General features: G+C 67.1%; 18 protein-coding genes and 1 pseudogene. 18 read left to right on the top strand and 1 reads right to left on the bottom strand.

Features of this window, described 5'->3' with window-relative positions; all coding sequences use genetic code 11:
- Window positions 1-265: 265 nt before the first annotated feature.
- The 13 genes and pseudogenes from ilvB (at window position 266) to hutH (ending at window position 15,310) form a co-directional block, all read left to right on the top strand.
- A complete protein-coding gene (gene ilvB / locus AC6EKW_RS11145; RefSeq protein WP_273843437.1) occupies window positions 266-1,981 on the top strand; it encodes a biosynthetic-type acetolactate synthase large subunit in 1,716 nt (571 codons plus the stop codon).
- Window positions 1,968-2,423: a hypothetical protein gene (locus AC6EKW_RS11150; protein ID WP_498514413.1), complete on the top strand. Its 456-nt coding sequence runs from the start codon at window positions 1,968-1,970 to the stop codon at window positions 2,421-2,423. The genes ilvB and AC6EKW_RS11150 overlap by 14 nt, the downstream gene beginning before the upstream one ends.
- On the top strand, window positions 2,404-3,414 hold the full coding sequence (gene ilvC / locus AC6EKW_RS11155) for a ketol-acid reductoisomerase (protein ID WP_273843440.1): 1,011 nt from the start codon (window positions 2,404-2,406) through the stop codon (window positions 3,412-3,414). The genes AC6EKW_RS11150 and ilvC overlap by 20 nt, the downstream gene beginning before the upstream one ends.
- Window positions 3,411-4,367 carry a branched-chain amino acid transaminase gene (locus AC6EKW_RS11160; protein ID WP_498514414.1) on the top strand — a complete coding sequence of 319 codons (957 nt, stop codon included), beginning with the start codon at window positions 3,411-3,413 and terminating at the stop codon, window positions 4,365-4,367. The genes ilvC and AC6EKW_RS11160 overlap by 4 nt, the downstream gene beginning before the upstream one ends.
- Before the next feature lie 196 nt (window positions 4,368-4,563).
- Window positions 4,564-6,102: pseudogene (locus AC6EKW_RS11165) on the top strand (2-isopropylmalate synthase); the annotation flags it as partial.
- Window positions 6,099-7,154 (top strand): 3-isopropylmalate dehydrogenase, encoded by a 1,056-nt coding sequence (leuB, locus tag AC6EKW_RS11170; RefSeq protein ID WP_498514415.1) that lies wholly within the window; start codon window positions 6,099-6,101, stop codon window positions 7,152-7,154. The pseudogene AC6EKW_RS11165 and the gene leuB, both read left to right, overlap by 4 nt.
- Window positions 7,151-8,698 (top strand): citramalate synthase, encoded by a 1,548-nt coding sequence (gene cimA, locus AC6EKW_RS11175; RefSeq protein ID WP_498514416.1) that lies wholly within the window; start codon window positions 7,151-7,153, stop codon window positions 8,696-8,698. The genes leuB and cimA overlap by 4 nt, the downstream gene beginning before the upstream one ends.
- A gap of 111 nt (window positions 8,699-8,809) precedes the next feature.
- Complete coding sequence (acpP, locus tag AC6EKW_RS11180) at window positions 8,810-9,073, top strand: acyl carrier protein (protein WP_337958714.1); 264 nt, start codon at window positions 8,810-8,812, stop codon at window positions 9,071-9,073.
- Between the two features lie 23 nt (window positions 9,074-9,096).
- Window positions 9,097-10,746 carry a class I adenylate-forming enzyme family protein gene (locus AC6EKW_RS11185; RefSeq protein ID WP_498514437.1) on the top strand — a complete coding sequence of 550 codons (1,650 nt, stop codon included), beginning with the start codon at window positions 9,097-9,099 and terminating at the stop codon, window positions 10,744-10,746.
- A complete protein-coding gene (locus AC6EKW_RS11190) occupies window positions 10,743-11,921 on the top strand; it encodes an acyl-CoA dehydrogenase family protein (protein ID WP_273843450.1) in 1,179 nt (392 codons plus the stop codon). The genes AC6EKW_RS11185 and AC6EKW_RS11190 overlap by 4 nt, the downstream gene beginning before the upstream one ends.
- Complete coding sequence (locus AC6EKW_RS11195) at window positions 11,918-12,940, top strand: alcohol dehydrogenase catalytic domain-containing protein (protein WP_273886652.1); 1,023 nt, start codon at window positions 11,918-11,920, stop codon at window positions 12,938-12,940. The genes AC6EKW_RS11190 and AC6EKW_RS11195 overlap by 4 nt, the downstream gene beginning before the upstream one ends.
- A 1-nt stretch (window position 12,941) precedes the next feature.
- Complete coding sequence (gene fabL, locus AC6EKW_RS11200) at window positions 12,942-13,700, top strand: enoyl-[acyl-carrier-protein] reductase FabL (RefSeq protein ID WP_498514417.1); 759 nt, start codon at window positions 12,942-12,944, stop codon at window positions 13,698-13,700.
- 50 nt (window positions 13,701-13,750) lie between these two features.
- Window positions 13,751-15,310 (top strand): histidine ammonia-lyase, encoded by a 1,560-nt coding sequence (gene hutH, locus AC6EKW_RS11205; protein ID WP_498514418.1) that lies wholly within the window; start codon window positions 13,751-13,753, stop codon window positions 15,308-15,310.
- A gap of 32 nt (window positions 15,311-15,342) precedes the next feature.
- Here the strand turns inward: hutH and AC6EKW_RS11210 are convergent, their stop codons facing one another.
- Window positions 15,343-16,215 carry a MurR/RpiR family transcriptional regulator gene (locus AC6EKW_RS11210; RefSeq protein ID WP_498514419.1) on the bottom strand — a complete coding sequence of 291 codons (873 nt, stop codon included), beginning with the start codon at window positions 16,213-16,215 and terminating at the stop codon, window positions 15,343-15,345.
- A 172-nt stretch (window positions 16,216-16,387) separates the two neighbouring features.
- On the opposite strand from AC6EKW_RS11210, the gene AC6EKW_RS11215 reads away from it, so the two are divergent.
- From AC6EKW_RS11215 to hutI, 5 genes are read left to right on the top strand one after another with little or no spacing between them, the layout of a single operon-like run.
- Window positions 16,388-17,782, top strand: coding sequence for a purine-cytosine permease family protein (locus tag AC6EKW_RS11215; RefSeq protein WP_273886648.1), 1,395 nt, complete (start codon window positions 16,388-16,390; stop codon window positions 17,780-17,782).
- The gene (locus AC6EKW_RS11220) at window positions 17,783-18,991 is read left to right on the top strand and encodes a hydantoinase/carbamoylase family amidase (RefSeq protein WP_498514420.1); all 1,209 of its coding nucleotides are present in this window, start codon (window positions 17,783-17,785) and stop codon (window positions 18,989-18,991) included.
- A 14-nt stretch (window positions 18,992-19,005) separates the two neighbouring features.
- Entirely contained in the window at window positions 19,006-20,667 is a 1,662-nt protein-coding gene (hutU, locus tag AC6EKW_RS11225; protein ID WP_498514421.1) for a urocanate hydratase, read from the top strand.
- Entirely contained in the window at window positions 20,664-21,905 is a 1,242-nt protein-coding gene (locus AC6EKW_RS11230) for a formimidoylglutamate deiminase (protein WP_498514422.1), read from the top strand. The genes hutU and AC6EKW_RS11230 overlap by 4 nt, the downstream gene beginning before the upstream one ends.
- On the top strand, window positions 21,902-23,146 hold the full coding sequence (gene hutI / locus AC6EKW_RS11235; RefSeq protein WP_498514423.1) for an imidazolonepropionase: 1,245 nt from the start codon (window positions 21,902-21,904) through the stop codon (window positions 23,144-23,146). Before AC6EKW_RS11230 ends, hutI begins: the two co-directional genes overlap by 4 nt.
- Window positions 23,147-23,157 lie beyond the last annotated feature (11 nt).

The raw sequence follows: 23,157 nt of genomic DNA on the forward strand, positions 1-23,157 counted from the left end.
GATACTTTGAGCGAAACGCTTCAAAGGTTGCAGGCGGCGGAGGGGTACAGGCCCGCCTCCGTCTTCTGGCTCGCCCCGCCCATCCATCCTCGAGTATCCACGGTGTCCGCTCCGTCCGTCCTACGACTAATTAGCCGGGCGGGCCGGAGCGGCGTCCTCCGGTCCGCCTAGAGAGCCGGCGGGGAGCACCCTGCTCCATCCTCCGGCCGAAGGGTTCCCAAAACCAACGAGCAAGGCCGAGAAAACGAAAGAGAACAGGAGCACCGTGGAGAATACCGCCCATCAGATAGAGTACAGGCCCCGCACCGGCAGCGAGGCGATGTGTGAGGCGCTGCTCGACGAGGGGGTCGAGCATCTCTTCGGGTACCCGGGCGGGGCGATCATGCCGTTCTACGACGCGCTCCCCGAGTACCCGCTCAGGCACGTGCTGGTGCGTCACGAGCAGGCCGCCGCGCACGCTGCCGACGGCTACGCGCGGGCGACGGGGAGGGTCGGGGTGTGCGTGGCGACCAGCGGCCCCGGGGCGACCAACCTGGTCACAGGGCTCGCGACGGCGCAGATGGACTCGGTGCCGGTGGTGGCGATAACCGGGCAGGTCGGCCGGGGAGCGATGGGCAAGGACTCCTTCCAGGAGACCAACGTGATGGGCATGGCGATGCCCTTCACCAAGCACTGCTTTCTGGTCGAGGAGCCCGAAGAGCTCTACGAGACGATCCGGCGGGCCTTCGCCATAGCCCGCTCCGGGCGGCCCGGGCCGGTCCTGGTCGACGTGCCGAAGGACGTGCAGCTCGCCACCTGCGGGGGCGGCAACTGGTACCGCCGACTGCGTGAGGCGCCGCCGCCGATCACGGAGCCCGCGCTCGAGGCCGCCGCGCTCCTGCTGCGCAACGCCCGCCGGCCGATCATCCTGGCCGGGCACGGCGTCATCCTCTCCGGGGCGGAGAGGGAGCTGATGCTGCTCGCCGAGCGCACCGGCGCCCCGGTCGTGACGACCCTGCTCGGGATCAGCGCCATCCCCGAGGACCATCCGCTCTACATCGGGTGGCCCGGGATGCACGGGGCGGCGAGCGTCAACCGGGCGATAGACCGCGCGGATCTGCTGTTCGCGGTGGGGATGCGCTTCGACGACAGGATCACGGGCGACCCGAAGCGATTCGCGCCGAACGCGAAGGTCGTCCACGTCGACATAGACCCTTCGGAGATGGGCAAGGTCATAAGGCCCACGGTGGGCATCACCGCCGACGCGAAGCTCGCGCTGCGCGGCGTCCTCTCGCACCTGCGCGAGATCCCCGACGAGAGGTTCCGCGAGCGGGCGCGCTGGCGCGAGGAGATAGAAGAGAGCCAGCGGCCGGAGAGGGCGCGGGAGGAGGAGGCCAGCGAAAAGTTCGGGCCGATCAGGATCCTGCGCGCCATAAAGCGGGCCGCCGGGGAGGAGGTGCGGCTCGTCACCGACGTGGGCCAGCACCAGATGTGGGCCGCCCGTTTCTTCGAGTTCACCCGACACAACAGCCACATAACGAGCGGGGGGCTCGGGACGATGGGGTTCGCGCTTCCGGCGGCGATGGGGGTGGCGCTCGGCTGCCCCGGCGAGCCGGTGTGGGTCGTCGCCGGAGACGGCGGCTTCCAGATGAACCTGCAGGAGCTCGCGACCATCCGCGACCTCGGGCTCGACATCAAGGTCGCCATCATGAACAACGGCTACCTCGGCATGGTGCGCCAGTGGCAGGAGTTCTTCCACGACCGCCGCTACTCGGAGACCCCTATCACCGGCCCCGACTACGAGCACCTCGCCCGGGCCTACGGCATCGCCGGCAGGACGGTGCGCGAGGGGGACGACGTCGAGGAGGCCGTCCGGTGGGCGCAGGAACAGGAAGGTTGCGTGGTGCTCGACTTCCACATAGACCCCGAGGCCAACGTCTACCCGATGATCCCCGCCGGCATGAGCGTCGCCGAGATGATCGAGGAAGATGACGCCTCCTGAGGAAGAGACCGTCCTCGAGGTCCGGCTCGCCGCCGGGGTCTACCCGATCTCGCGGCTTATCACGACGATAACCGGCAAGAGGATGCCGCTGGAGAGCCTCACCCTCGCCCGCGACGGGGAGGGCAGGACGCACGCCGCGCTCTCTTTGGGTTGCGGAGAGGAGGCGGCCCGTCGCTACGCCGTGCTGCTCTCGGGGCTCGAGGACGTCGAGGAGGCGACGGTAGCCGGGGAGACCGTGGAGGTGGTCGTGGCTTCCGGCGGGATCGGCCCCGCAGCGGAGGGCATAACCCACACGAGTTGCGGGGAGCTGGTTCTCGCCTGCGGGACGCCGCAGAGCGTCGAGTCCTGGCTCAAGGACAGGAAGAGTGGAGGAGAGGTCGTGTTGAGGGTCGGTCCGCTGGTCCGGCCGGGAGGAGGTACAGATGGCTCGCGTATACCGTGAAGGGGACATCGGGGACGAGATAAGGCGCCGCCGCATCGCGGTCCTGGGCTACGGAAGCCAGGGGCATGCCCACGCGCTGAACCTCAAAGACTCCGGCTGCGAGGTGACCGTCGGGCTGTACGAGGGCTCTGGAAGCTGGAAGAAGGCCGAGGCCGACGGGCTCAAGGTGGCCTCCGTCGCCGAGGCGACCCGCTGGGCGGACGTCGTGATGATCCTGCTACCCGACGAGAAGCAGCCCAGGGTCTTCGAGAGCGAGGTCGCGCCGAACCTCGAAGAGGGGAACCTGATGCTCTTCGCCCACGGCTTCAACGTACACTTCAACCAGGTCTCGGTACCGCCCGAGGTGGACCTCGGGCTCGTCGCGCCCAAAGGCCCCGGTCACGTCCTGAGGCAGCTCTACACCGAGGGCAAGGGCCTGCCGGCGCTCTTCGCCGTCGCCAACGACGCGAGCGGGACAGCACGCGATCTCGTACTCTCCTACGCCAAGGGCATCGGGTGCGCGCGGGCCGGGGTTTTGGAGACCACCTTCGCCGAGGAGACCGAGACCGACCTCTTCGGGGAGCAGGCGGTGCTCTGCGGCGGGCTCTCGGCGCTACTCAAGGCCGGCTTCGAGACGCTGGTAGAGGCCGGCTACCAGCCCGAGCTCGCCTACTACGAGTGTGTCAACGAGCTCAAGCTCATCACCGACCTCATCTACGAGGGCGGGCTCGCCCGGATGCGCTATTCTATATCCAACACCGCCGAGTACGGCGACTACACCGCGGGGCCGAGGCTCATAGACGAGTCGGTGAAGGAGAGGATGCGCGAGATCCTCTCCGACATCCAGAGCGGGCGCTTCGCCAAGCAGTGGGTGCTCGAGAACCAGGCCGGCACCCCGAGCTTCCTCGCGATGCGCCGGCGGGAGGCGGCCTCGCAGGTCGAGAAGGTGGGGGCACAGTTGAGAGCGCTCGCCGCCGAAGGAACCGGGGCGCCGGGGGGTGAGAAGGGATGAGCAGGAAAGGGTTCGAGGTCTCGGACGAGCAGTGGATCTACCACGGCGGGGAGTTCGTGCGCCTGGGTGAAGTCCGGCTCTCCCCCGCCACCCACGCGCTCAACTACGGCACGGGGGTCTTCGAGGGCATCCGGGCTTACTGGAACGAGAGTCGGGGGACGCTGCAGGTCCTCAAGCTGCGCGAGCACTACGAGCGCTTCCTCAACTCCTGCGAGCTGCTGCACATAGACTGCGGTCACACGGTAGAGGAGCTCTGCGAGATCACGCTCGAGATCCTGCGGCGCAACGCCCCGCGCGAGGACACCTACATAAGGCCGCTGGCGTACAAGGCGGCGGAGTCGATCGGGGTGAAGCTCGCGCTGCCATCGGAGCTCTCGATCTTCACGGCCCCGATGGCGAACTACGTCGAGCTCACCGGGCTCAGGTGCTGCGTCTCCTCCTGGAGGCGGGTCTCGGACAACGCGATCCCGCCGCGCGCCAAGACCACCGGCTCGTACATCAACACGGCGCTCGCGGTGGACGCGGCCCACCGGGCGGGATACGACGAGGCGATCTTCCTCACCCAGAGCGGCTACGTCTCGGAGGCGAGCGCGGCGAACATCTTCCTCGTGCGCAAGGGGAACCTCATCACCCCGCCGCCCACCGCGGACATCCTGGAGGGGATAACGCGGGCGGCGGTGATGGAGCTCGCCGAGAAGGAGCTCGGGATGCCGGTCGTCGAGCGCGACGTCGGGCGCACCGAGCTCTACGCTGCGGAGGAGGTCTTCTTCACCGGCACCGGCTTCCAGATAGCCCCGGTCGTCGAGATAGACGACCACCCCATCGGGAGCGGACGGGTCGGCCCCGTGGCGGAGAGGCTGCAGGAGATGTACTTCCGGGCCGCCCGGGGCGAGTGGCCCGAGTACGAGGGCTGGACCGTGCCGGTCGAGGTCGTGCACGGGGCCGCCAGATGAGAGGCCACCGCTAGAGGGAGACTTCTTGGGCATCTCTTTCGACATCCTACGGCGACTAACCAGGGTGGCCGCCGGGCGAATTACCAGCCCCGGCCGCTAGGGCCGGGCACCCCGAAGAAGGGGGCGCAGGCGGCCACCCTCCACCGACGAGCCCCCGACAGGAACCAAGGATGATCCAGCGAAAGAGCAGGAGGCGAAAGAGATGCGCCGCATACAGATCTTCGACACCACCCTCAGGGACGGCGAGCAGTCGCCCGGGATCTCGCTCTCCGTCGAGGAGAAGGTAGAGATCGCCCACCAGCTCGGGCGTCTCAGGGTAGACGTGATAGAGGCCGGCTTTCCCATCACCTCGGAGGGGGATTTCGAGGCGGTGAGCCGGATCGCCTCGGAGGTCAGAGGCCCCGTGATAGCCGGGCTCGCCCGCATCCATCAGGCGGACATCGAGCGAGCCTGGGAGGCCGTGCGGTGGGCCGAGAGGCCGCGGGTGCACACGTTCGTTGGAACCTCCGACCTGCACATAGAGCACCAGATGCGCTCGAGTCGCGAGGAGATCCTGCGCCGCGCCGCCGAGGCCGTCGCGTTCGCGAAGTCCCTCTGCCCCGAGGTCGAGTTCTCCCCGATGGACGCCACCCGCACGGACATCGGCTACCTCTCCGAGGTGGTCGCGGCGGCCGTGGAGGCCGGGGCCGACGTGATAAACATCGCCGACACCGTCGGCTACACCACCCCGCCGGAGTTCGCGACCTTCCTCACCGAGCTCAGGCGGCGGGTACCGCATCTCGAGGAGAGGGTCCTCTCGGTGCACTGCCACGACGACCTCGGGATGGCCGTAGCCAACTCGCTCGCCGGGGTCGAGGCCGGGGCGACGCAGGTCGAAGTCGCGGTCAACGGGATCGGGGAGCGGGCCGGCAACACCTCGCTCGAGGAGGTGGTGATGGCGCTCGTGACCCGGCGCGACCACTACGGCGTCGAGGTCGGCGTGGAGACACGCCAGCTCGCCAACACCAGCCGGATGGTCTCGAACATAACAGGTTACGAGGTGCCGCCGAACAAGGCCGTGGTCGGGCGCAACGCGTTTCTGCACGAGTCGGGGATACACCAGGACGGCGTGCTCAAGGACCGCAGGACCTTCGAGATCATGAAACCCCAGGACATCGGGATCGAGGGGAACAACATCTTCCTCGGCAAGCACTCCGGTCGGCACGCCCTCAAGGAGGCGCTCGCCGAGCTCGGCTACACACTCGAGGGTGAGGCGCTCAAGCGGGCCTTCGAGCGCTTCAAGGAGGTCGCCGACCACAAGAAGACCGTCACGGCCGCCGACCTCGAGGCGATAGCGGCGGACGAGGTGGGCTCTTTCACCGGCAAGTTCGTCCTGGAGTCGATGCGGGTCGTCGCGGCCACCGGGCGCCAGAGCCGGGCGGCGGTGAAGATCTCGCACGAGGACGAGGGCATCTTCGAAGCCGAGGCCGAGGGCGAGGGGCCGGTCGACGCGGTCTTCCGGGCGATAGACGCGGCGACCGGGATCCGGGGACGCCTGAAGGAGTTCCGGATAGACGCCGTGACCGGCGGGAAGGACGCCCTCGGCGAGGTGCGGGTCACGGTGGAGATCGACGGCTCCGAGTACTCGGGCCGCGGGCTCTCGCAGGACGTGGTCGAGGGCGCGGCGAAGGCGTACGTGCGGGCGGTCAACGTCCACGCGGCGAGCCGGGTGGGGGCGGAATGGGCGGCGAGGTGAGGCGCGTACTGCTGCTGCCCGGGGACGGGATAGGCCCCGAGGTCGTCGGGGCGGCCCGCGAGGTGCTCGAGGCGGCATCCTCTGCCTTCGACCTGGAGCTCGCCTTCGAGGAGGGTGAGATCGGGGCGGCCGCGATCCGCTCGTCCGGGGAGCCCCTGCCCGAAGAGACCGCCCGTCTGGCGCGCGAGTCCGACGCGGTGCTGCTCGGCGCGGTGGGTCACCCGGACTTCGACGGGGCCGAGGTACGTCCGGAGGCGGGGCTCCTCGCGCTGCGTCGGGAGCTCGGCGTCTTCGCGAACCTCAGGCCCGTCTCGGCCCTCCCCTCCCTGCTGTCCTCCTCGCCGCTCAAGCCGGAGCTGGTCGAGGGGGTGGACCTCCTCATCGTCCGGGAGCTGACCGGCGGGATCTACTTCGGCGAGAAAGAGGAGGGGACCGAGAGGGCGAGCGACCTGTGCCTCTACAGCCGGGAGGAGGTCGAGCGGGTCGCGCGGGTCGCATTCGAGGCCGCGAGGCTGCGAAAGGGGCGCGTGACCTCGGTCGACAAGGCGAACGTGCTCGCCACGAGCCGGATGTGGCGTCGGGTGGTCGCGGAGGTCGCGAAGGAATACCCGGACGTGGAGCTCGACAACCTGCTCGTCGACGCGGCGGCGATGTTCCTGGTGCGCGAGCCCTCCCGCTTCGACGTGATCCTGACCGAGAACATGTTCGGCGACATCCTCTCCGACGAGGCGGCGGTGCTGCCCGGATCGATGGGGATGCTCCCGAGCGCCTCCCTGGGCGAGGAGGGCTCGCCGGGGCTCTTCGAGCCGGTGCACGGTTCGGCCCCGGACATCGCCGGGACCGGCAGGGCGAACCCCTACGCGACGATCCTCTCGGCGGCGATGATGCTCCGCTACTCGCTCGGCAGCCCCGAGGCGGCCGGGGCGATCGAGGGAGCGGTCCGCTCCGCGATGGAGGAGGGCGTGCTCACGTCCGATCTCGGCGGACAGGCGACGACGCAGGAGGCGAAGGAGGCCGTGATCCGGCACCTGAAGCAGGCGGTGGCACGATGAGCATAAAGCTCTTCGACACGACGCTGCGCGACGGCACCCAGCGCGAGGGGGTGAGCCTCACCAGCGAGGACAAGCTGCGCATCGCGCGCGTCCTGGACTCTTTGGGCATCCACTACATAGAGGCCGGATTCCCCGCCTCGAACCCCAAGGACCTGGAGCTCTTCGAGAACTTCGACGCCGCAGAGCTCGAGAACGCGAGGCTCGTCGCCTTCACCCGCACCCGCCGGGCCAGCAGCCGGGCCAAGGACGACCCGGCGGTCTCGCTCCTGCCGCGCCTCTCCGCCCCGGCGGCGTGCATCGTCGCCAAGAGCTGGCGGCTGCACGTGGAGAAGGTGCTCGGGATCACGCCGGAGGAGAACCTGGAGGCGATCAGGGACACCGTCTCCTACCTCGTCGAGGCGGGCAAGGAGGTCATCTTCGACGCCGAGCACTACTTCGACGGGTTCCGCGACGATCCCGAACACGCGCTCTCGGTGCTCCGGGCGGCGGCCGAGGCCGGGGCCTCCTCGCTCGTCTTGTGCGACACCAACGGCGGGACGCTCCCGACCGAGCTAAAGGCGATCGTATCGCGCACCGTAAAGGAGTTTTCCGACGTCGAGATAGGCATCCACACCCACAACGACGCCGGATGCGGGGTGGCGAACGCGCTACTTGCGGTCGAGGCCGGGGCGACGCAGGTGCAGGGCACGATAAACGGGGTCGGGGAGCGCTGCGGCAACTGTGACCTCATCACCACGATAGCCGACCTGCAGCTCAAGATGGGGCTCGAGGTGCTCCCGCCGGAGAACCTGTCCCGGCTCACCGAGGTCTCGAACTTCGTCTCGGAGGTCATGAACCTCACCCCGGACGCCCACCGGCCATACGTGGGCCACAGCGCCTTCGCGCACAAGGGCGGGCTGCACGTGGACGGCGTCTCGCGGGATCCTTCGACCTACGAGCACGTCCCCCCCGAGGCGGTCGGCAACCGCAGGCGCACACCGGTCGGGGAGCTGGCCGGGAAGAACTCGCTGCGGGCGAAGGCGAAAGAGCTCGGGCTCGAGGTTGGGGACGTCTCTGCGGTTCTCGCCGAGATAAAACGCCGGGAGCACGCGGGGTACCACTACGAGGCCGCCGACGCCTCGCTCGCCCTGCTCATAGAGCGGACCTCCGGGAAGCACGAGCCGCTCTTCGAGCTGGAGAGCTTCAGGATCATCTCCGAGAAGCGCGCCGACGGGGAGACCACCGTCGAGGCGACGATAAAGCTCCGCGTCGGCGGGGAGCGGGTCATCTCGACCGCCGAGGGCAACGGGCCGGTCAACGCGCTCGACCGGGCGCTGCGGCAGGCGATAGAGCCCCACTACCCGCAGCTCGCGGGCATACACCTCTCCAACTACAAGGTGCGCATCCTGGACGAGCACCGGGCGACCGCCGCCACCACGCGCGTCCTGATCGACTCGACCGACGGCAAGCGGGTCTGGGGCGCGGTCGGGGTCGGAGAGAACATCATCGAGGCGAGCTGGCAGGCGCTCGTCGACGGGCTCGAGTACGGGGTCGGGCGCGGCTAGAGCGTTTGTGCCCCGCTCCCCGCCGGTGTAATCTGCTTCAATAGACGGGAGGCCGGCGGCAGGGCCGCTGGTCTTCCGCGGGCACGAGCCGAAGCAGGAGGTAGGTTCATCTTGGCACAGGAGAAGCAGAGGCCGGATCGGGCCTGGATCGAGAAGAAGGTCCGCGAGGTTGTGGGGGCGAACCTGCAGGTCGCGGCCGACGAGGTCAAAGACGAGGACAACTTCGTCTACGACCTCGGGGCGGACTCGCTCGACCTCACCGAGCTCGCGGCCGCGCTAGAGGAGGAGTTCGGGATCGAGATCCCCGAGTCGGAGTTCAACCGGGTGATGACGGTCTCGCGGGTCGCGGACTACGTAGAGTCCCAGCTCCAGTAAGGACGCAAGGGGGTGGTTTGCAGATGGTAGAGCGCTTCCCCGGGATGGTCCTGACCGAGGAGAGGATCCGGGAGTACCAGAAAGCCGGGTACTGGACGGAGGAGACCTTCGCCGAGAAGATGGAGCGCAACGCGCGCGAGTACCCCGATTTCGTCCACCGCGACGAGTGGCGCACCCTCACCTACCGGGAGCTGTGGGAGGAGGCCGGGGCGGTCGCGGCGAAGCTACTCGAGCTCGGGGTGCGAAAAGGCGACCGGGTCGCGCTGCAGCTGCCGACGAGCCTCGACTACGTCGTCGCGCTCTACGGGGCCGTCAGGATCGGGGCGGTCGGGGTGCAGCTGCAGGTGGACCTCAGCCGGGATGCCGTCGCCCAGAGCATCGAGAAGGCCGGGGCGAGGGTACTCGTCGTCACCGAGAACTATCGCGGGGAGCCGACGGCCGAGAACGCCCGGGCTATCCGCGACGCCAGCCCCACGCTCGAACACGTCATCGTGCAGGGCGGAGAGGACTACCCGAAGGACGTCCTCTCCTTCGAGGAGGTACGATCCTCCGGCGAGCGGCCGCCGGAGGACGTCGAGCGGGCCAACCGGCCGGAGGCACTCGACCCGTTCGTGATGGTCTTCACCTCCGGGACGACCGGCTCGCCGAAGGAGACGCTGCACCTGCACGCCAACTACATCTACGGCGACCGCTCCTACGAGAAGCTCTACGGGCACAAAGCCGGTGAGGCGACGCTGTGTCTCGCCCCGATAAGCCACCAGACCGGGATGCTCGTCGGGGTGAACCTCCCGGTCTACACCGGGGGCAGGATGCTCCTGATGGAGCACTTCGCAGCCTCGCGGGTGATGCGCTGGATGGAGGAGGAGAAGCCGACCTACCTCGTCGGGGCGCCGCCGCACGTCATCCACGTCGCCAACGCCCCGCGCCTCAAGGAGATAGACACCACGAACGCCCGGCTGTTCATCTACGCCGGCGGGCCGGTGCCGAGCCCCATCCTGCGGCGTCTGCAGGAGGACTCCGGGATCACGGTGAGCTGCATGTTCGGCTGGACCGAAGGGCTCGGGATGTCCATCACCCTCCCCGACGACCCGATAGAGGCGATAAGCAAGACCGTCGGACGGCCGCTGCCGGGGATGGAGGTGCGGCTGGTGGACGACGACGGCAACGAGGTGCCCGTCGGGGAGCCGGGCGAGATGCTCTGCCGCGGCCCCTCCTTCTGCGCCGGCTACTACAACAACCCGAAGGCCGCCGCCGAGCGGTGGGATTCGGAGGGCTGGTTCCACTCCGGGGATCTCTTGCGCAAAGACGAGGAGGGCCGCTACACCTTCATGGGCCGCGCGGACGACATCATCAACCGCGGCGGGACCAAGATAGACCCCAAGCAGATAGAGGACGTCCTCGGCGAGCACGAGGCCATAGACCAGGCCGTCGTCGTCGGCGCGCCGGACCCCACGCTCGGGCAGCGCACGGTGGCGTGCGTGATCCTGAACGAGGGCGCAGAGGAGTTCTCGCTCGAGGAACTGCACGAGTTCCTGAGGGAACGGGGTCTCGCGCGCTTCCAGCTCCCCGACGGGCTCGTCTTCATGGAGGAGTTCCCCATGACCCACTCCGGCAAGACCAAACGCAAGGACCTCAGGCAGATGCCGCTCGTGGTGGAGGCGGGCAGCCGTTGAGCCAGGCGGCCACCGAAGACCTCGCCCGGCGGGCCGGGGAGCTGCGCGAGCGGGCCAGGGCCTTCCGGCTCGGGGAGGCCGAGGCGTGGGGCGAAGAGATAGAGCGCACCGGTGAGATCCCCGACGGGCTGTGGGAGAGGCTCAGGGAGCTCGGCTTCTTCAGCCTCACCCAGCCGCGGTGGGCCGGCGGGGAAGGGCTTCCGCTCTCGCTCTACTTCCCCATCCTGGAGGAGATCTCACGCTGCCACGGTGCGATCCGGATGGCCTGCCACGCGTTCAACAGCATCTGGCGCACGGTGGGCCAGGGCCGCGAGGAGCAGCGGCGAAAGTGGCTCCCGCAGATAGCCCGCGGCGAGAAGCTCGTCGCCTTCGCGCTCACCGAACCCGACGCCGGGACCGGGATAGACCTGAAGACGACCGCCACATACGAGAACGGCCGCTACGTCCTGCGGGGCAAAAAGCACCTCATCACCTTCGCCCGGCGCGCGAGCGTCTTCGCCGTCGTCGCGAAGACCGACGCCGAGGTCGGCAGGGCGGGTCTCACCGCCTTCCTCGTCCCCAGAGATCAGCCGGGGATGCGCATCGAGGAGATGCCCGAGATGATGGGCGACCACGGCTGCGACCACGCCGTGATCACCTTCGAAGAGTGCGCCGTTCCGGAGGAGGCCGTCCTCGGCGAGGTCGGCGGCGGCTTCGAGGTCGCTGTCAGGGGCTTTCTGGACCAGAGCCGGGCGTGCATCGCCCAGAGCGCGGTCGGGCTCGCGCAGGAGGCGCTCGACCGGGCGGTCTCATACGCCCGCCGGCGCAGGACCTTCGGAAAGGCGATAGCGAGCCGGCAGGCGATCCAGATGCGCCTGGCGGAGATGGACGTCGCGGTCGCCGCCGGACGCCTCCTGTGCCTGGAGGCCGCCAGGAAGTTCGACGCGGGGGAGGAGATAGCCCGGGAGGCCGCGCGGGCGAAGGCCTACGCGATAGAGATGGTCGGCAGGGTGACCGACGGCGCGCTCATGACCTTCGGCGGCGTGGGCTACCTCTCCGGCAGCCCGGTGGAGCGCCTCTACCGCGACGCCCGCTCGCTGTGGTTCGAGGAAGGGACGGCGGAGATGCAGAAGATGACGATCGCCGAGCGGCTCCTCGCCGAGGCGCGCCGCCGCGAGCGCGAAGAGAGCCGGTGAGGGCTGCCCTCTTCGACCCCGAGGGAGGATTCCGGCTCGGGGAGGTACCCGAACCCGAACCGGACGAGGGGGAAATCGTCGTCGAGGTCGCCGGCTGCGGGGTCTGCGGGTCGGACCGTCAGATCGCCGCCGGGGCGACGGCTCCTACCGGGACCGTCTTCCCCGCGGTCTTCGGGCACGAGATCTCGGGATACGTCGACGGCAGGTCGGTCGCGGTCTTCCCGATCGTACCGTGCGGCTCCTGCCGGCTGTGCTCGTCCGGCCAGGAGAGCCTGTGCCTGGCGCAGCAGGTCATAGGCTACCACCGCCCCGGGGGCTACGCCGAGCGGGTCGCGGTGCCGGAGGACCGGGTGATCCCGCTGCCGCAGGACGTCCCGCTCCTCGCCGCCGGGCTCCTCATGGACGCGGTGGCGACCCCGTTTCACGCCCTGCGCTCGGTCGTGCACCTCGAGGCGGGCGAGAGCGTCGCCGTCGTCGGAGGCGGCGGGCTCGGGCTCGGTGCACTGCTGGGCGCCCGGGCGATGGGGGCCGGGGCCACGGCCCTCGTCACCCGCAGGAAACCGGATGGGGTCCTGCGCGGGCTCGCGGAACGCCTCGGGGCGCAGGAGCTGTGGAGTACCGCGGAGGGGACGGAGCGCTCTCTCGTACGCCAGGTCCGGCGGTGGTCCGGCGGCGGGGTGGACGTCGTCCTGGATACGGCCGGGAGCGTGCGGAGCGTCGGGCTCGCGATGGGGCTCCTGCGGCCGGGGGGGAGGCTCTGCGTCGTCGGGATGGAGGACGAGGGAGGAGGCCCCCTCCCCCCCATCTCGCACTGGGTGAGGCGGGGGATCGTGGTCGCCGGGAGCTACGCCGCGACCGTCGAGGACGCGAGGACGCTGGTCGGGTGGGCGGGCTCGGGGCGGATAGAGCCCGCCCTGCTGGAGGCGATGGTCGCGGAGGTGCGCCCGCTCGCGGAGATAGAGGAAGTCTTCCGCCAGCCGGGGCGCACGGGGCGCGTCGTGATCAGGCCGGAGGTGTAGAGTGGAGCGCTACGCGGGGAAGGTCGTCCTGGTTACGGGAAGCTCGCGCGGGATCGGGAGCCGGCTCGCCGTCCGGTTCGCCGGGGAGGGCGCGGACGTCGTCGTCCACTACTTCAGGAGCGCGAAGGAGGCCCGCGGGGTCGCCGCGGAGGTCGAGAGACTCGGGCGCAGGGCGCTGCTCGTGCGGGCGAACCTCTCCAGGGAAGAACAGATAGAGCATCTCTTCGATCAGGTCGGGGAAGGCTTCGGCCGGCTCGACGTCTTCGTCCACAACGCCGCCTCCGGGCGCAACCGGCCCGTGAGCGAGATAGACGCCAAAGGCTTCGACTGGACGATGAACGTCAACACCCGGGCGCTCCTGCTCGGGGCCCAGCACGCCTCGAGGCTCATGCCCGAAGAGGGCGGGGCGATCCTGGCGCTCTCCTCCTTCGGCTCGGAGCGGGTCTTCCCGAACTACGGGAGCGTCGGGCCGAGCAAGGCGGCCGTGGAGTCGCTCGTGCGCTACCTCGCGGTCGAACTAGCGGAGCGCAACATCAACGCGAACGCCATCTCCGCCGGGGCGATAGCCACCGACGCCCACAAGCATTTCCCCGGTATAGAGGAGCAGTGGGCCGAGATAGAGCGCCGGCTCCCCTACCACCGGATGCTCACCGCGGACGACGTGGCGAACCTGGCGCTCTTCCTCTGCTCGAAGGAGGCCGAGATGATCCGGGGCCAGACCATCCGCATCGACGGCGGCCTCACCCTCCCGATCCCCTGAACGGGCTTAGAATTACTGCGGGAGCATCGGGGAAGGAGGACCTGCAGAGGATGGACCGGAGATCTGCGGGCACCCGAGAGATAGCTGCAGAGGCGCTCGATCTCGGGGGCGTGGCGGACGTCGCCCGGCGCGGAGCGAGGCTTACCCTCTCCAAAAATGCACGCGAGAGGATGCAAAGCTCACGGGTGCGCGTCGAGCGGATCGCCTCTGGCGAGGAGGCAGTCTACGGGGTGACGACCGGCTTTGGGGCCCTCGCCACAACCCGCATCCCCCCAGAAGAGCGCCGTCAGCTGCAGCACGCGTTGCTACGGAGCCACGCCGCAGGGATGGGTCCGTACGTCGAGCCGGAGGTCGTCCGGGCGATGATGGCGATCCGGGCAAAGACTTTGTGCGCGGGTTACTCGGGCGTGAGGGTGGAGATCGCCCGGGCGCTCGTAGAGCTCCTCAACTCCGGGATCGTACCGGCCGTCCCCGAGCACGGCTCGCTCGGGGCGAGCGGGGACCTGGCCCCCCTGGCCCACGTCGGGCTGTGCCTCACGGGCGAAGGATGGGTACTCGACGACGAAGAGGTGGCCCCTGCGGCCGACGCGCTGCGCAGAGCCGGTCTCGAGCCGGTCTCCCTCGAGGTCAAGGAGGGGCTCGCGCTCGTCAACGGTACCGACGGGATGCTCGGGATGCTCACGCTCGCCCTCGAAGATCTCACCCTGCTCGTGGAGACGGCCGAGCTGACGGCGGCGATGTCCATCGAGGCTCTTCTGGGAACCGACAGGGTCTACCGGGAGGAGTTGCACCGGCTGCGTCCCCACCCCGGGCAGCTCGAGAGCGCCCGGCACATATATCGGCTGCTCGCGGGGAGCGAGATCGTCGCCTCCCACCGCGCCTCGCCCCACCTGGTGCAGGATGCCTACTCGCTAAGGTGCACCCCGCAGGTCTACGGGGCCGCGCGGGATACGCTGCGCTTCTGCCGGGAGGTCGCCGAGAGGGAGCTCTCCTCCGTCACGGACAACCCGCTCGTGCTCGAGGACGGCTCGGTCGAGAGCTGCGGGCACTTCCACGGGGAACCGGTGGCCTTCGCGCTCGACTTCCTCGCGATAGCGGCCTCGGAGGTCGGTGCGATCACCGAGCGCAGGATCGACCGCATGCTGGATCCCGCACGCTCGCAGGGGCTCCCACCGTTTCTCGCCCCACACGCCGGCACCGACTCCGGCTTCATGGTAGCCCACTACACCGCCGCCTCGCTCGCCGAGGAGAACCGCCGTCTCGCCGGTCCCGCGAGTACCGGCTCGCTCCCCACCTCGGCGATGCAGGAGGACCACGTCTCGATGGGCTGGAGCGCCGGGCGCAAGCTGCGCAGGGTTCTGGACAACCTGTGTGGCATCCTGGCCGTCGAGGCACTCTGCGCCGCGCAGGCCCTCGATCTGCGCTCCCCCCTGAAACCCGCAGCGGCCACCGAGGCCGCCCGACGTCGCATTCGGAGAGAGGTGCCCTTTATGCGGCACGACTTCCCGCTGCACACGCACCTGAAGAGGCTCTCGGAGATAGTCCGCTCGGGGGAACTCCTCGAGGCCGTGGAGAAAGCCGACGAGCCTGTCGGAAAAGATGGAAGGTGAAGATAAACCCTGCCCTAAAACACACCGGCGTTCTACTCGGTTACAAACCACTTAAACTCGGCCGCCCTCCGCTCGAAATCTTCCAGGCGCTTTTGAGAACGGCGTGGAGCCGCATCGGACACTGCTTCCAGCAGTGCTCCTGCAAGCACCATCGCTGCAGCCTGTGAGTCGAAGACGAGCCTCGTACCAACTTCCGCCGGCAGAATCATGTCGCTCACGCTGACTATGGACTCAGGAGCTCTATCCGTTACGGTCGCCATGCTCATACCCAACCTCTTGGCGTACAGCATGATCTCAAGGGTCTCTCTAGGATGCCGGGGCATCAGGAAACAAAGCATCCAACTGGCCCCCGCCTGGCTGGCGTGAGCAAGACGGTCCATGGCCGTGCTTCCGCCGGTCGTCAAAAGCACCACCTCGGGATGGATCTTGGACGCGAAATATGCGAAATAGCCGGCTACCGGCGCCGAAGCCCGCAATCCAAGCACTACGAGAGGCCGGGATCTAGAAAGTCTTTCCCCTACCTCGCGAATCACCTTCTCGTTTCGCAAAAATTCTCTGAGAGCATACAGGTTGGAGATCTCAGCCGTAGCAGCGGCCTGAAACTTATTCTCTTCTCTATTCTCAACGTCTTCGCTCAATGCTATCTTTCGTAGCTCTTCTTGAAACTCTGTATAACCACTGAATCCGAGCGCCGCCGAGAGCCGCACGACGGAAGGTTGACTCACCCCCACCCGCATTGCCAGCTCGGAACTAGAAAGGAAAGTAGCCTCTTTCGGATGGTCCATGATATAACGCGCTATACGACGTTGCGCCGGCGTTAACCTGCGTTGGCTGAATAGAGCCGACAGCTTGCTGAGCCGAGATCTTGCCACGGCAGTATGCTCACCCGGTATGCGCTCCTCCATCTCGTCCTTCTTCCCCAATGCAAGAACTCCATGATCTCATGTCTACACGACGAAGATCCTATCAAATTGGAGATCCAGCTCTAAATAAAATTATACAAAAAGCGCTTGACATACGCCGTTTAAGAATAATATTATTCACAACATAGTAAGAGGGCGAGGAGGAAGTGGCGTTATGAACATAGAGCGAAGAAGCATCGAGCACATACCGAGCAGCGAGCGCCATGGGCGGGCGAATTCTCTGTTCACGGTATGGTTTTCGGCCAACATGCAGGTGACCGCCGTGGCGACCGGCATCATTGCCATATCGCTCGGTCTCAACCTCACCTGGGCAATCATCACCATCATCGTCGGGAACCTCATAGGGGCCATATTCATGGCCTACCATTCGGCGCAGGGACCCAAGCTGGGGCTTCCACAGATGATCCAAAGCCGGGCACAGTTTGGGATGTTCGGGGCCGTTCTGCCCTTGATACTCGTTATCCTGATGTACATAGGGTTCTTCTCCAGCAGCGCGGTCCTCGGTGGCCAGGCGATAGCGGGGCTGCTCCACATCCCCATCGCGCCCGGCATAATAATCTGCAACGCGCTCACCCTCGTTCTGGCCGTCTTCGGCTACGACATGGTGCATCGTTACGACCGAGTGGTTGCCTATATATTCGCGGTAATATTCGCGATCGTGACGATCAAACTCATCGGTTCCCTGCCGGAACATTACGCAGCACACGGCATAACGGCCGGCAACATCCTGCTGGCGATATCCATCCCGGCCACCTGGCAGATCACCTACGCACCGTACGTAGCCGACTACTCGAGGTATCTTCCGGAAGACACCTCGATAAGCAGCACCTTCTGGTGGACGTATCTGGGATCGGTGATAGGCACCTCCTGGATGATGATCATGGGGGCGATGGCCGGGACGATCGCGCTCAAGGAGATCTCAGCCAACACTTCGGGATATTTGAGTCACTTGTTGGGGGCTTCCTTCTCCTGGCTGATCCTCATAGTCATAGCTCTAGGCATATTCGCAGTGAACGTGATGAACCTCTACGGGTCGTTCATGTCGCTTACCACCACGCTAACATCCTTTGTGAACCTGAGGGTTGCCGGCAGAACCCTGCGAATCATCATCTCCTCGGTAGCCGCAGCCATTGGGAGCGCCATAGCGATCTGGGGTCAGGGCAACTTCCTTGGCCTCTTCGAGGAGTTCATCCTCCTCCTGGCGTTCTTCCTTATCCCCTGGACGGCGATCAACCTCGTGGACTTCTACTTCGTCAAGCACGGCTCGTATTCGATACCCGAACTTTTCAAGAAAAACGGCATATACAAGGCGATCAACTGGAAGACTATCGCCGTCTATATCCTGACCATAGTCATCCAGGTGCCGTTCATGAACTCTGCGCTCTATACGGGTCCTCTGTCCAAATACATGGGGGGTGCGGACATCTCCTGGTTGGTGGGGATCATCCTGGCCGGTGGTCTTTACTACCTGGTGGCCGACAGGACGGTGCCGGATATCACTCAAAACCCAACAGATCCCGGTCTCGAACGGGCCGAAGGGACCATGTAAGTGGACCTGGAACGCTTCCGGAAGCGGATACAGCAGCTGTTTGAGCTTGCCAGAGGATCTTCGGGAGCGAACAGACCAGCCTACTCTCTGGCCGAAGCCGAGGCCATGCGCCTGGTAGCGAGCTGGTTGGAAGAAGCTTCCCTGCAGGCGAGGCTCGATCGTTTCGGCAACCTTTGGGGATTACCCGAAGCCGAAGGCCCGTTCGTGACCAGCGGCTCACACGTAGATACCGTTCCAGATGGCGGCAGGTTCGACGGCGCCCTGGGCACGCTGCTCGCCATCGAAGCAACGGAGGAGCTCAGAGGCCCCTTCGGGGTGCTGATCTGTGCGGCCGAGGAGGCACCCCGGTTCGGCGCTGGAACCCTGGGTTCTCGTTCGCTGGCCGGCAAGCTCTCGGAGGCGGATCTGGCCGAAATGCTGGATGCGAAGGGGGTGAGCGCCCATGAGGCAAGGGCGGACTTCCTGCAGAAACTCTCCGACATCCCACGTCTGGAGGACAGGAACGTGCTCGGGAGGCTCAGAGCACACGCCGAGGTTCACATAGAGCAGCGTCGCCATCTGGCCAACCTTGGTGCACAGCTGGGTGTGGCAACCGTGGTGGCCGGTCCGGTGCGCTACGAGCTCCGCTTCTCCGGCGCCACCGGGCACTCTGGAGAGCTGCCTCCTCAGGAGCGCAGAGACGCCCTGTGCGCGGCCGCCGAAGCCGTTCTGCTCGCCGAGCGTCTCTCGAAGGAGTCTTCCTCGACCATCGTCACCGCCGGCAGGATAGAGGTACACCCCAACTCTCTGACGGCCGTGCCGGGAGAGGTGGCGTTGGGGGTGGACCTGCGCTCCACGGATGTCACGGAGAGGGATAAAGTGACACAGCGGCTGCTTCGTGGCGCGGAAGACGCCGCGTCCCGTCGCGGGGTTGGGTTGTATTGTAAGAAGTTATCCTATGCCGAACCAAAGATTATGGATCGGGACGTGGTGGACGCGGTTGAGGCGTCGTGCCGGGAGGCCGGGGTGAAGTTCGCCCGGGTGCCAAGCTTCGCCGGTCATGACGCCCAGCACCTGGCGGAGCTCGCACCGACCGCCCTTCTCTTCGTACCCTCGACCAACGGCGTGAGCCACGCTCCCGAAGAGGAGGTGGCCTGGAAAGACGTGGAGAGCTGCTTCGAGGTCCTGATCAAGCTGTTGCCGAAACTTCTTCGGTACAAGACGGGCTAGGAGGGAATAAACAGATGAGCCAGCGGACCAAATTCGTCCGGGCACCGAGAGGGTCCGAACTCTCCTGCAAGGGATGGCCGCAGGAGGCTGCGATGCGGATGCTCATGAACAACCTCGACCCCGAGGTGGCCGAGCGCCCGGAAGACCTCGTCGTCTACGGCGGGTCGGGCAAGGCCGCCCGCAACCGGGATTGCCTGCGCGCGATCATCGCCACGCTGCAGGAGCTGCGGGACGACGAGACCCTGCTCGTGCAGTCCGGGAAGCCGGTCGGGGTGCTGAAGACCCACGAGTGGGCGCCGCGGGTCCTCATCGCCAACGCCAACCTGGTCGGGGAGTGGGCGAGTTGGGAGGAGTTTCGCAGGCTGGAGCGGCTCGGGCTCACGATGTACGGCCAGATGACCGCGGGTTCCTGGATCTACATCGGCACCCAGGGCATCCTGCAGGGAACCTACGAGACCTTCGCCGCGGTGGCCCGCAAGCGCTTCGGGGGCTCCCTCGAAGGCACCGTCTCGCTTACAGCGGGCCTCGGCGGGATGGGTGGTGCCCAGCCGCTCGCGATAACGATGAACGGAGGGGTGGCGATCTGCGTCGAGTGCGACCCCTCGCGCATCGAACGGCGCGTGGAGCATGGGTACCTGGACGTCAAGGCCGACGACCTCGACCACGCCCTCCGGCTCGCCGACGAGGCGAGGCACGAGCGGCGACCGCTCTCCATAGGCGTGCTCGGGAACGCCTCCGAGTTGATCCCGGAGGTATTGCGGCGCGGGTTCGAGGTCGACGTGGTGACCGACCAGACCTCCGCGCACGACCCGCTGCGCTACCTGCCCACCGGGATCGCATTCGAGGAGTGGGAGGAGGAGAGAAGGCGCGACCCTGAGGGCCTGGTGGAGCGCGCCAGGGAGTCGATGGCCCGCCACGTAGAGGCGATGGTCGGCTTTCTGGACGCGGGGGCCGAGGTCTTCGACTACGGCAACTCGATCCGCGAGGAGGCCCGTAGGGCCGGATACGAGCGGGCATTCGACTTCCCCGGCTTCGTCCCGGCCTATATAAGGCCGCTCTTCTGCGAGGGTAAGGGACCATTCCGCTGGGTCGCGCTCTCCGGTGAGGCACAGGACATAATGAAGACCGACCGGGCGGTACTGGAGCTCTTCCCCGAGAACGAATCGCTCTCGCGCTGGATACGAATGGCGGAAGAGAAGGTGCGCTTCCAGGGGCTTCCGGCGAGGATCTGCTGGCTCGGCTACGGTGAGCGGCATCTCGCCGGGCTGCGCTTCAACGAGATGGTAGAGAGAGGGGAGCTCTCGGCCCCCATCGTCATCGGACGCGACCACCTGGATGCCGGCTCGGTCGCCTCCCCCTACCGGGAAACCGAAGGGATGCGCGACGGATCGGACGCCATCGCCGACTGGCCGCTCTTGAACGCGATGGCAAACGTCGCGAGCGGCGCCGCCTGGGTCTCGATCCACGACGGAGGCGGCGTCGGGATCGGCCGCTCGATACACGCCGGGCAGGTCACCGTTGCCGACGGCACGCGCCTCGGGGCGCAGAAGCTCGAGCGGGTGCTCACCAACGACCCGGCGACCGGTGTGATCCGGCACGCCGACGCCGGCTACGAGCGTGCGGTAGAGGTGGCCGACGAGCGTGGCGTGCGCCTGCCGATGCGGGAGCAACCTTGAGCACCACGCTGCTTCCGGATCTCATCCTGGACTCTCGCGGAGTCCGCTCCGGGATTGGGGTGAGCTTCGAGGGCGGGATCATAACCCGGCTCGGCCCGTCCGGGGAGGGGGAGCGCCTCCCGGGTCGTGCGCTCGCCCCCGGCTTCGTCAATGACCACAGTCACGCCTTCCAGAGGGCGCTGCGCGGCCGCTCCGAGCGAACCGGGGACTTCTGGTCCTGGCGGGAGACCATGTACGGTCTGGCGCAAGACCTCACGCTCCAGGAGCTTAAGGGGATCTCCCTCGCTTGTTACCGCGAGATGCTGCGCGCCGGCTACACATCGGTCTCGGAGTTCCACTACCTTCACCACCGGCCCGACGGCACGCTCTACGAAGACCCCAAAGCGTCGGCGGAGGTCGTAGCGGAGGCGGCCGGGGAAGCAGGGATCAGGCTGCTCCTCCTGCCTGCAGCTTACGCTCGCGGCGGCATCCCCCGCTTCCGAGACCCGAAACCGGAGGTCTTCCTAAAACGGGTCGAGGAGCTGTCGATCTGGGCGTCGCAGAGGCCGCTCCTCGAGGTGGGGATCGCCGCCCACAGCGTGCGCGCGGTGCCACGAGAATGGTTGGAAGACCTCGCAGCCTACGCAAAAGAGCACGGGCTCCCCCTCCACATCCACGCCTGCGAGCAGGTGCGCGAGGTAGAGGAGTGCAAAACAGAGCACGGGCTGACGCCGATCGAACTACTCGTGAAGACGGGATCCCTCGGACCGCGCACCACCGTGATCCACGCCACCCACGCGAGCGAGCGCGAGCTGGACCTGCTCTCAGAGTACGACTCGCGGGTTTGCGCCTGCCCCACGACCGAAGGCAACCTCGGGGACGGCTTTCTACCGGCCCGGCAGATCTTCGAGCGGGGCATCGATCTCTCGATCGGTTCCGACTCGCAGGTCAGGATAGACCCCTTTGAAGAGCTAAGAGAGCTGGAGACCAACGCCCGCCGCATCTCACAGAGGAGGGGCGTGCTGGTGAGAGAAGACGACCCCTCCACGGCGGCGTGGCTGCTGCAAGTGGGTTGGCAAAAGGAGGCGCTCGAGCCAGGCTCTCCGGCGGACTTCATCGAGATAGATCTTGACCACCCGGCGCTGGCATACATCGAACCCGAAGATCTGACCTCGGCGCTCGTCTTCGGAGCGGACGCCTCGGTGGTCTCGGCGACCTGGGTCGCCGGGAAGCAGGTCTACCGCAGGGAGGAGCGATGACCCGTCCCACACTCCTCATCCACGACCTCGCATCCGCCGTCTCCCCGGCAGGGAAAGGCCCCCAGAGAGGAAGGGAAGAGTTCGGAAAACTCGAGGTCCATTCTCCGGCCTCGATCGCCGTCTCCGGAGAGAGGATCCTCGCGGTAGGTCCACCTGAGGAGGTGCTGCGCGACTTTCCGCCGCAGAAGAACACGAGGACGGTAGACGGCAGGGGGAAGTCCGCCGTCCCAGGGCTCGTCGACTGCCACACCCACGCGGTCTTCCTCGGCAGCCGGGCCGATGAGTTCGAGCTGCGCTGTCGAGGTGCAACCTACGAGGAGATACAGGCCTCCGGCGGCGGCATCCTATCGACGGTGGAAGCGACCCGCCGGGGCACGCAGCAGGAGCTCGAGGCGGCGCTCGAACGCCATCTGGACTGGATGCTCTGCTGCGGGACGACGACCGCCGAGGTGAAGAGCGGCTACGGGCTCGACCGAGAGACCGAGCTCAGGATGCTCCGGGCGATCCGGGAAGTAGACCAGCGCCACCCGGTAGACCTGCACCCCACCTTCCTCGGCGCCCACACCGTCCCCCCGGAGTTCGAGGATGCCAGAGGATACCTCGGGTTCGTGATCCGTGAGGTCTTGCCCGCGGCCGCAGAGCTCGCCAGAGCGGCGGACATCTTCGTCGAACGTGGTTCGTTCGAGGTTCCGGAAGCGAGGCCCTACCTTGCGGCGTGCCGGGAGCATGGACTCGTGCTCCGGATGCACGCCGACCAGTTCTCAGAGCGCGGTGCACTCCCCCTCGCGCTCGAGATGGGGGCACGCAGCGCCGACCACCTGGAGAGCACCTCCGACGAGGGTGCGAGGCTACTTGCAAGAAGCGACACAGCCGCCGTGCTTCTCCCGGGCTGCGGGCTCTTCCTCGGTTTGCCGAACCCTCCGGTGAAACTCCTGGTCGAAGAGGGGGCCATCATAGCGCTCGCCACGGACTTCAACCCCGGAAGCTCGTTCTGCTCCTCGCTCCCGGTCGTGATGAACCTGGGGTGCACCCGGCTCGGGCTCACCCCGGCGCAGGCGCTCGCGGCGTGTACGGTCAACGCCGCGTATGTACTCGGACTTCACCAGCAGATCGGCCGTCTCGCCCCCGGCTACCGGGCGGACATCCTGCTCCTCGACGACCCGGACTGGCGCTACCTCGCCTACCACCTCGGTGGGGACCACATCGCAGCCCGCGTAAAGTCCGGTCGGGAGGTCCGCTAATAGAGCCCGGC

The organism is Rubrobacter sp. M3-4, assembly GCF_059772285.1.

Bases quoted from the DNA above. Each gene is read 5' to 3' on its own strand.
- AC6EKW_RS11150 (WP_498514413.1), top strand. From the start codon at position 1,968: ATGACGCCTCCTGAGGAAGAGACCGTCCTCGAGGTCCGGCTCGCCGCC.
- ilvC (WP_273843440.1), top strand. From the start codon at position 2,404: ATGGCTCGCGTATACCGTGAAGGGGACATCGGGGACGAGATAAGGCGC.
- AC6EKW_RS11160 (WP_498514414.1), top strand. From the start codon at position 3,411: ATGAGCAGGAAAGGGTTCGAGGTCTCGGACGAGCAGTGGATCTACCAC.
- cimA (WP_498514416.1), top strand. From the start codon at position 7,151: ATGAGCATAAAGCTCTTCGACACGACGCTGCGCGACGGCACCCAGCGC.
- AC6EKW_RS11185 (WP_498514437.1), top strand. From the start codon at position 9,097: ATGGTAGAGCGCTTCCCCGGGATGGTCCTGACCGAGGAGAGGATCCGG.
- hutH (WP_498514418.1), top strand. From the start codon at position 13,751: ATGGACCGGAGATCTGCGGGCACCCGAGAGATAGCTGCAGAGGCGCTC.
- AC6EKW_RS11210 (WP_498514419.1), bottom strand. From the start codon at position 16,215: ATGGAGGAGCGCATACCGGGTGAGCATACTGCCGTGGCAAGATCTCGG.
- AC6EKW_RS11215 (WP_273886648.1), top strand. From the start codon at position 16,388: ATGAACATAGAGCGAAGAAGCATCGAGCACATACCGAGCAGCGAGCGC.
- hutU (WP_498514421.1), top strand. From the start codon at position 19,006: ATGAGCCAGCGGACCAAATTCGTCCGGGCACCGAGAGGGTCCGAACTC.
- hutI (WP_498514423.1), top strand. From the start codon at position 21,902: ATGACCCGTCCCACACTCCTCATCCACGACCTCGCATCCGCCGTCTCC.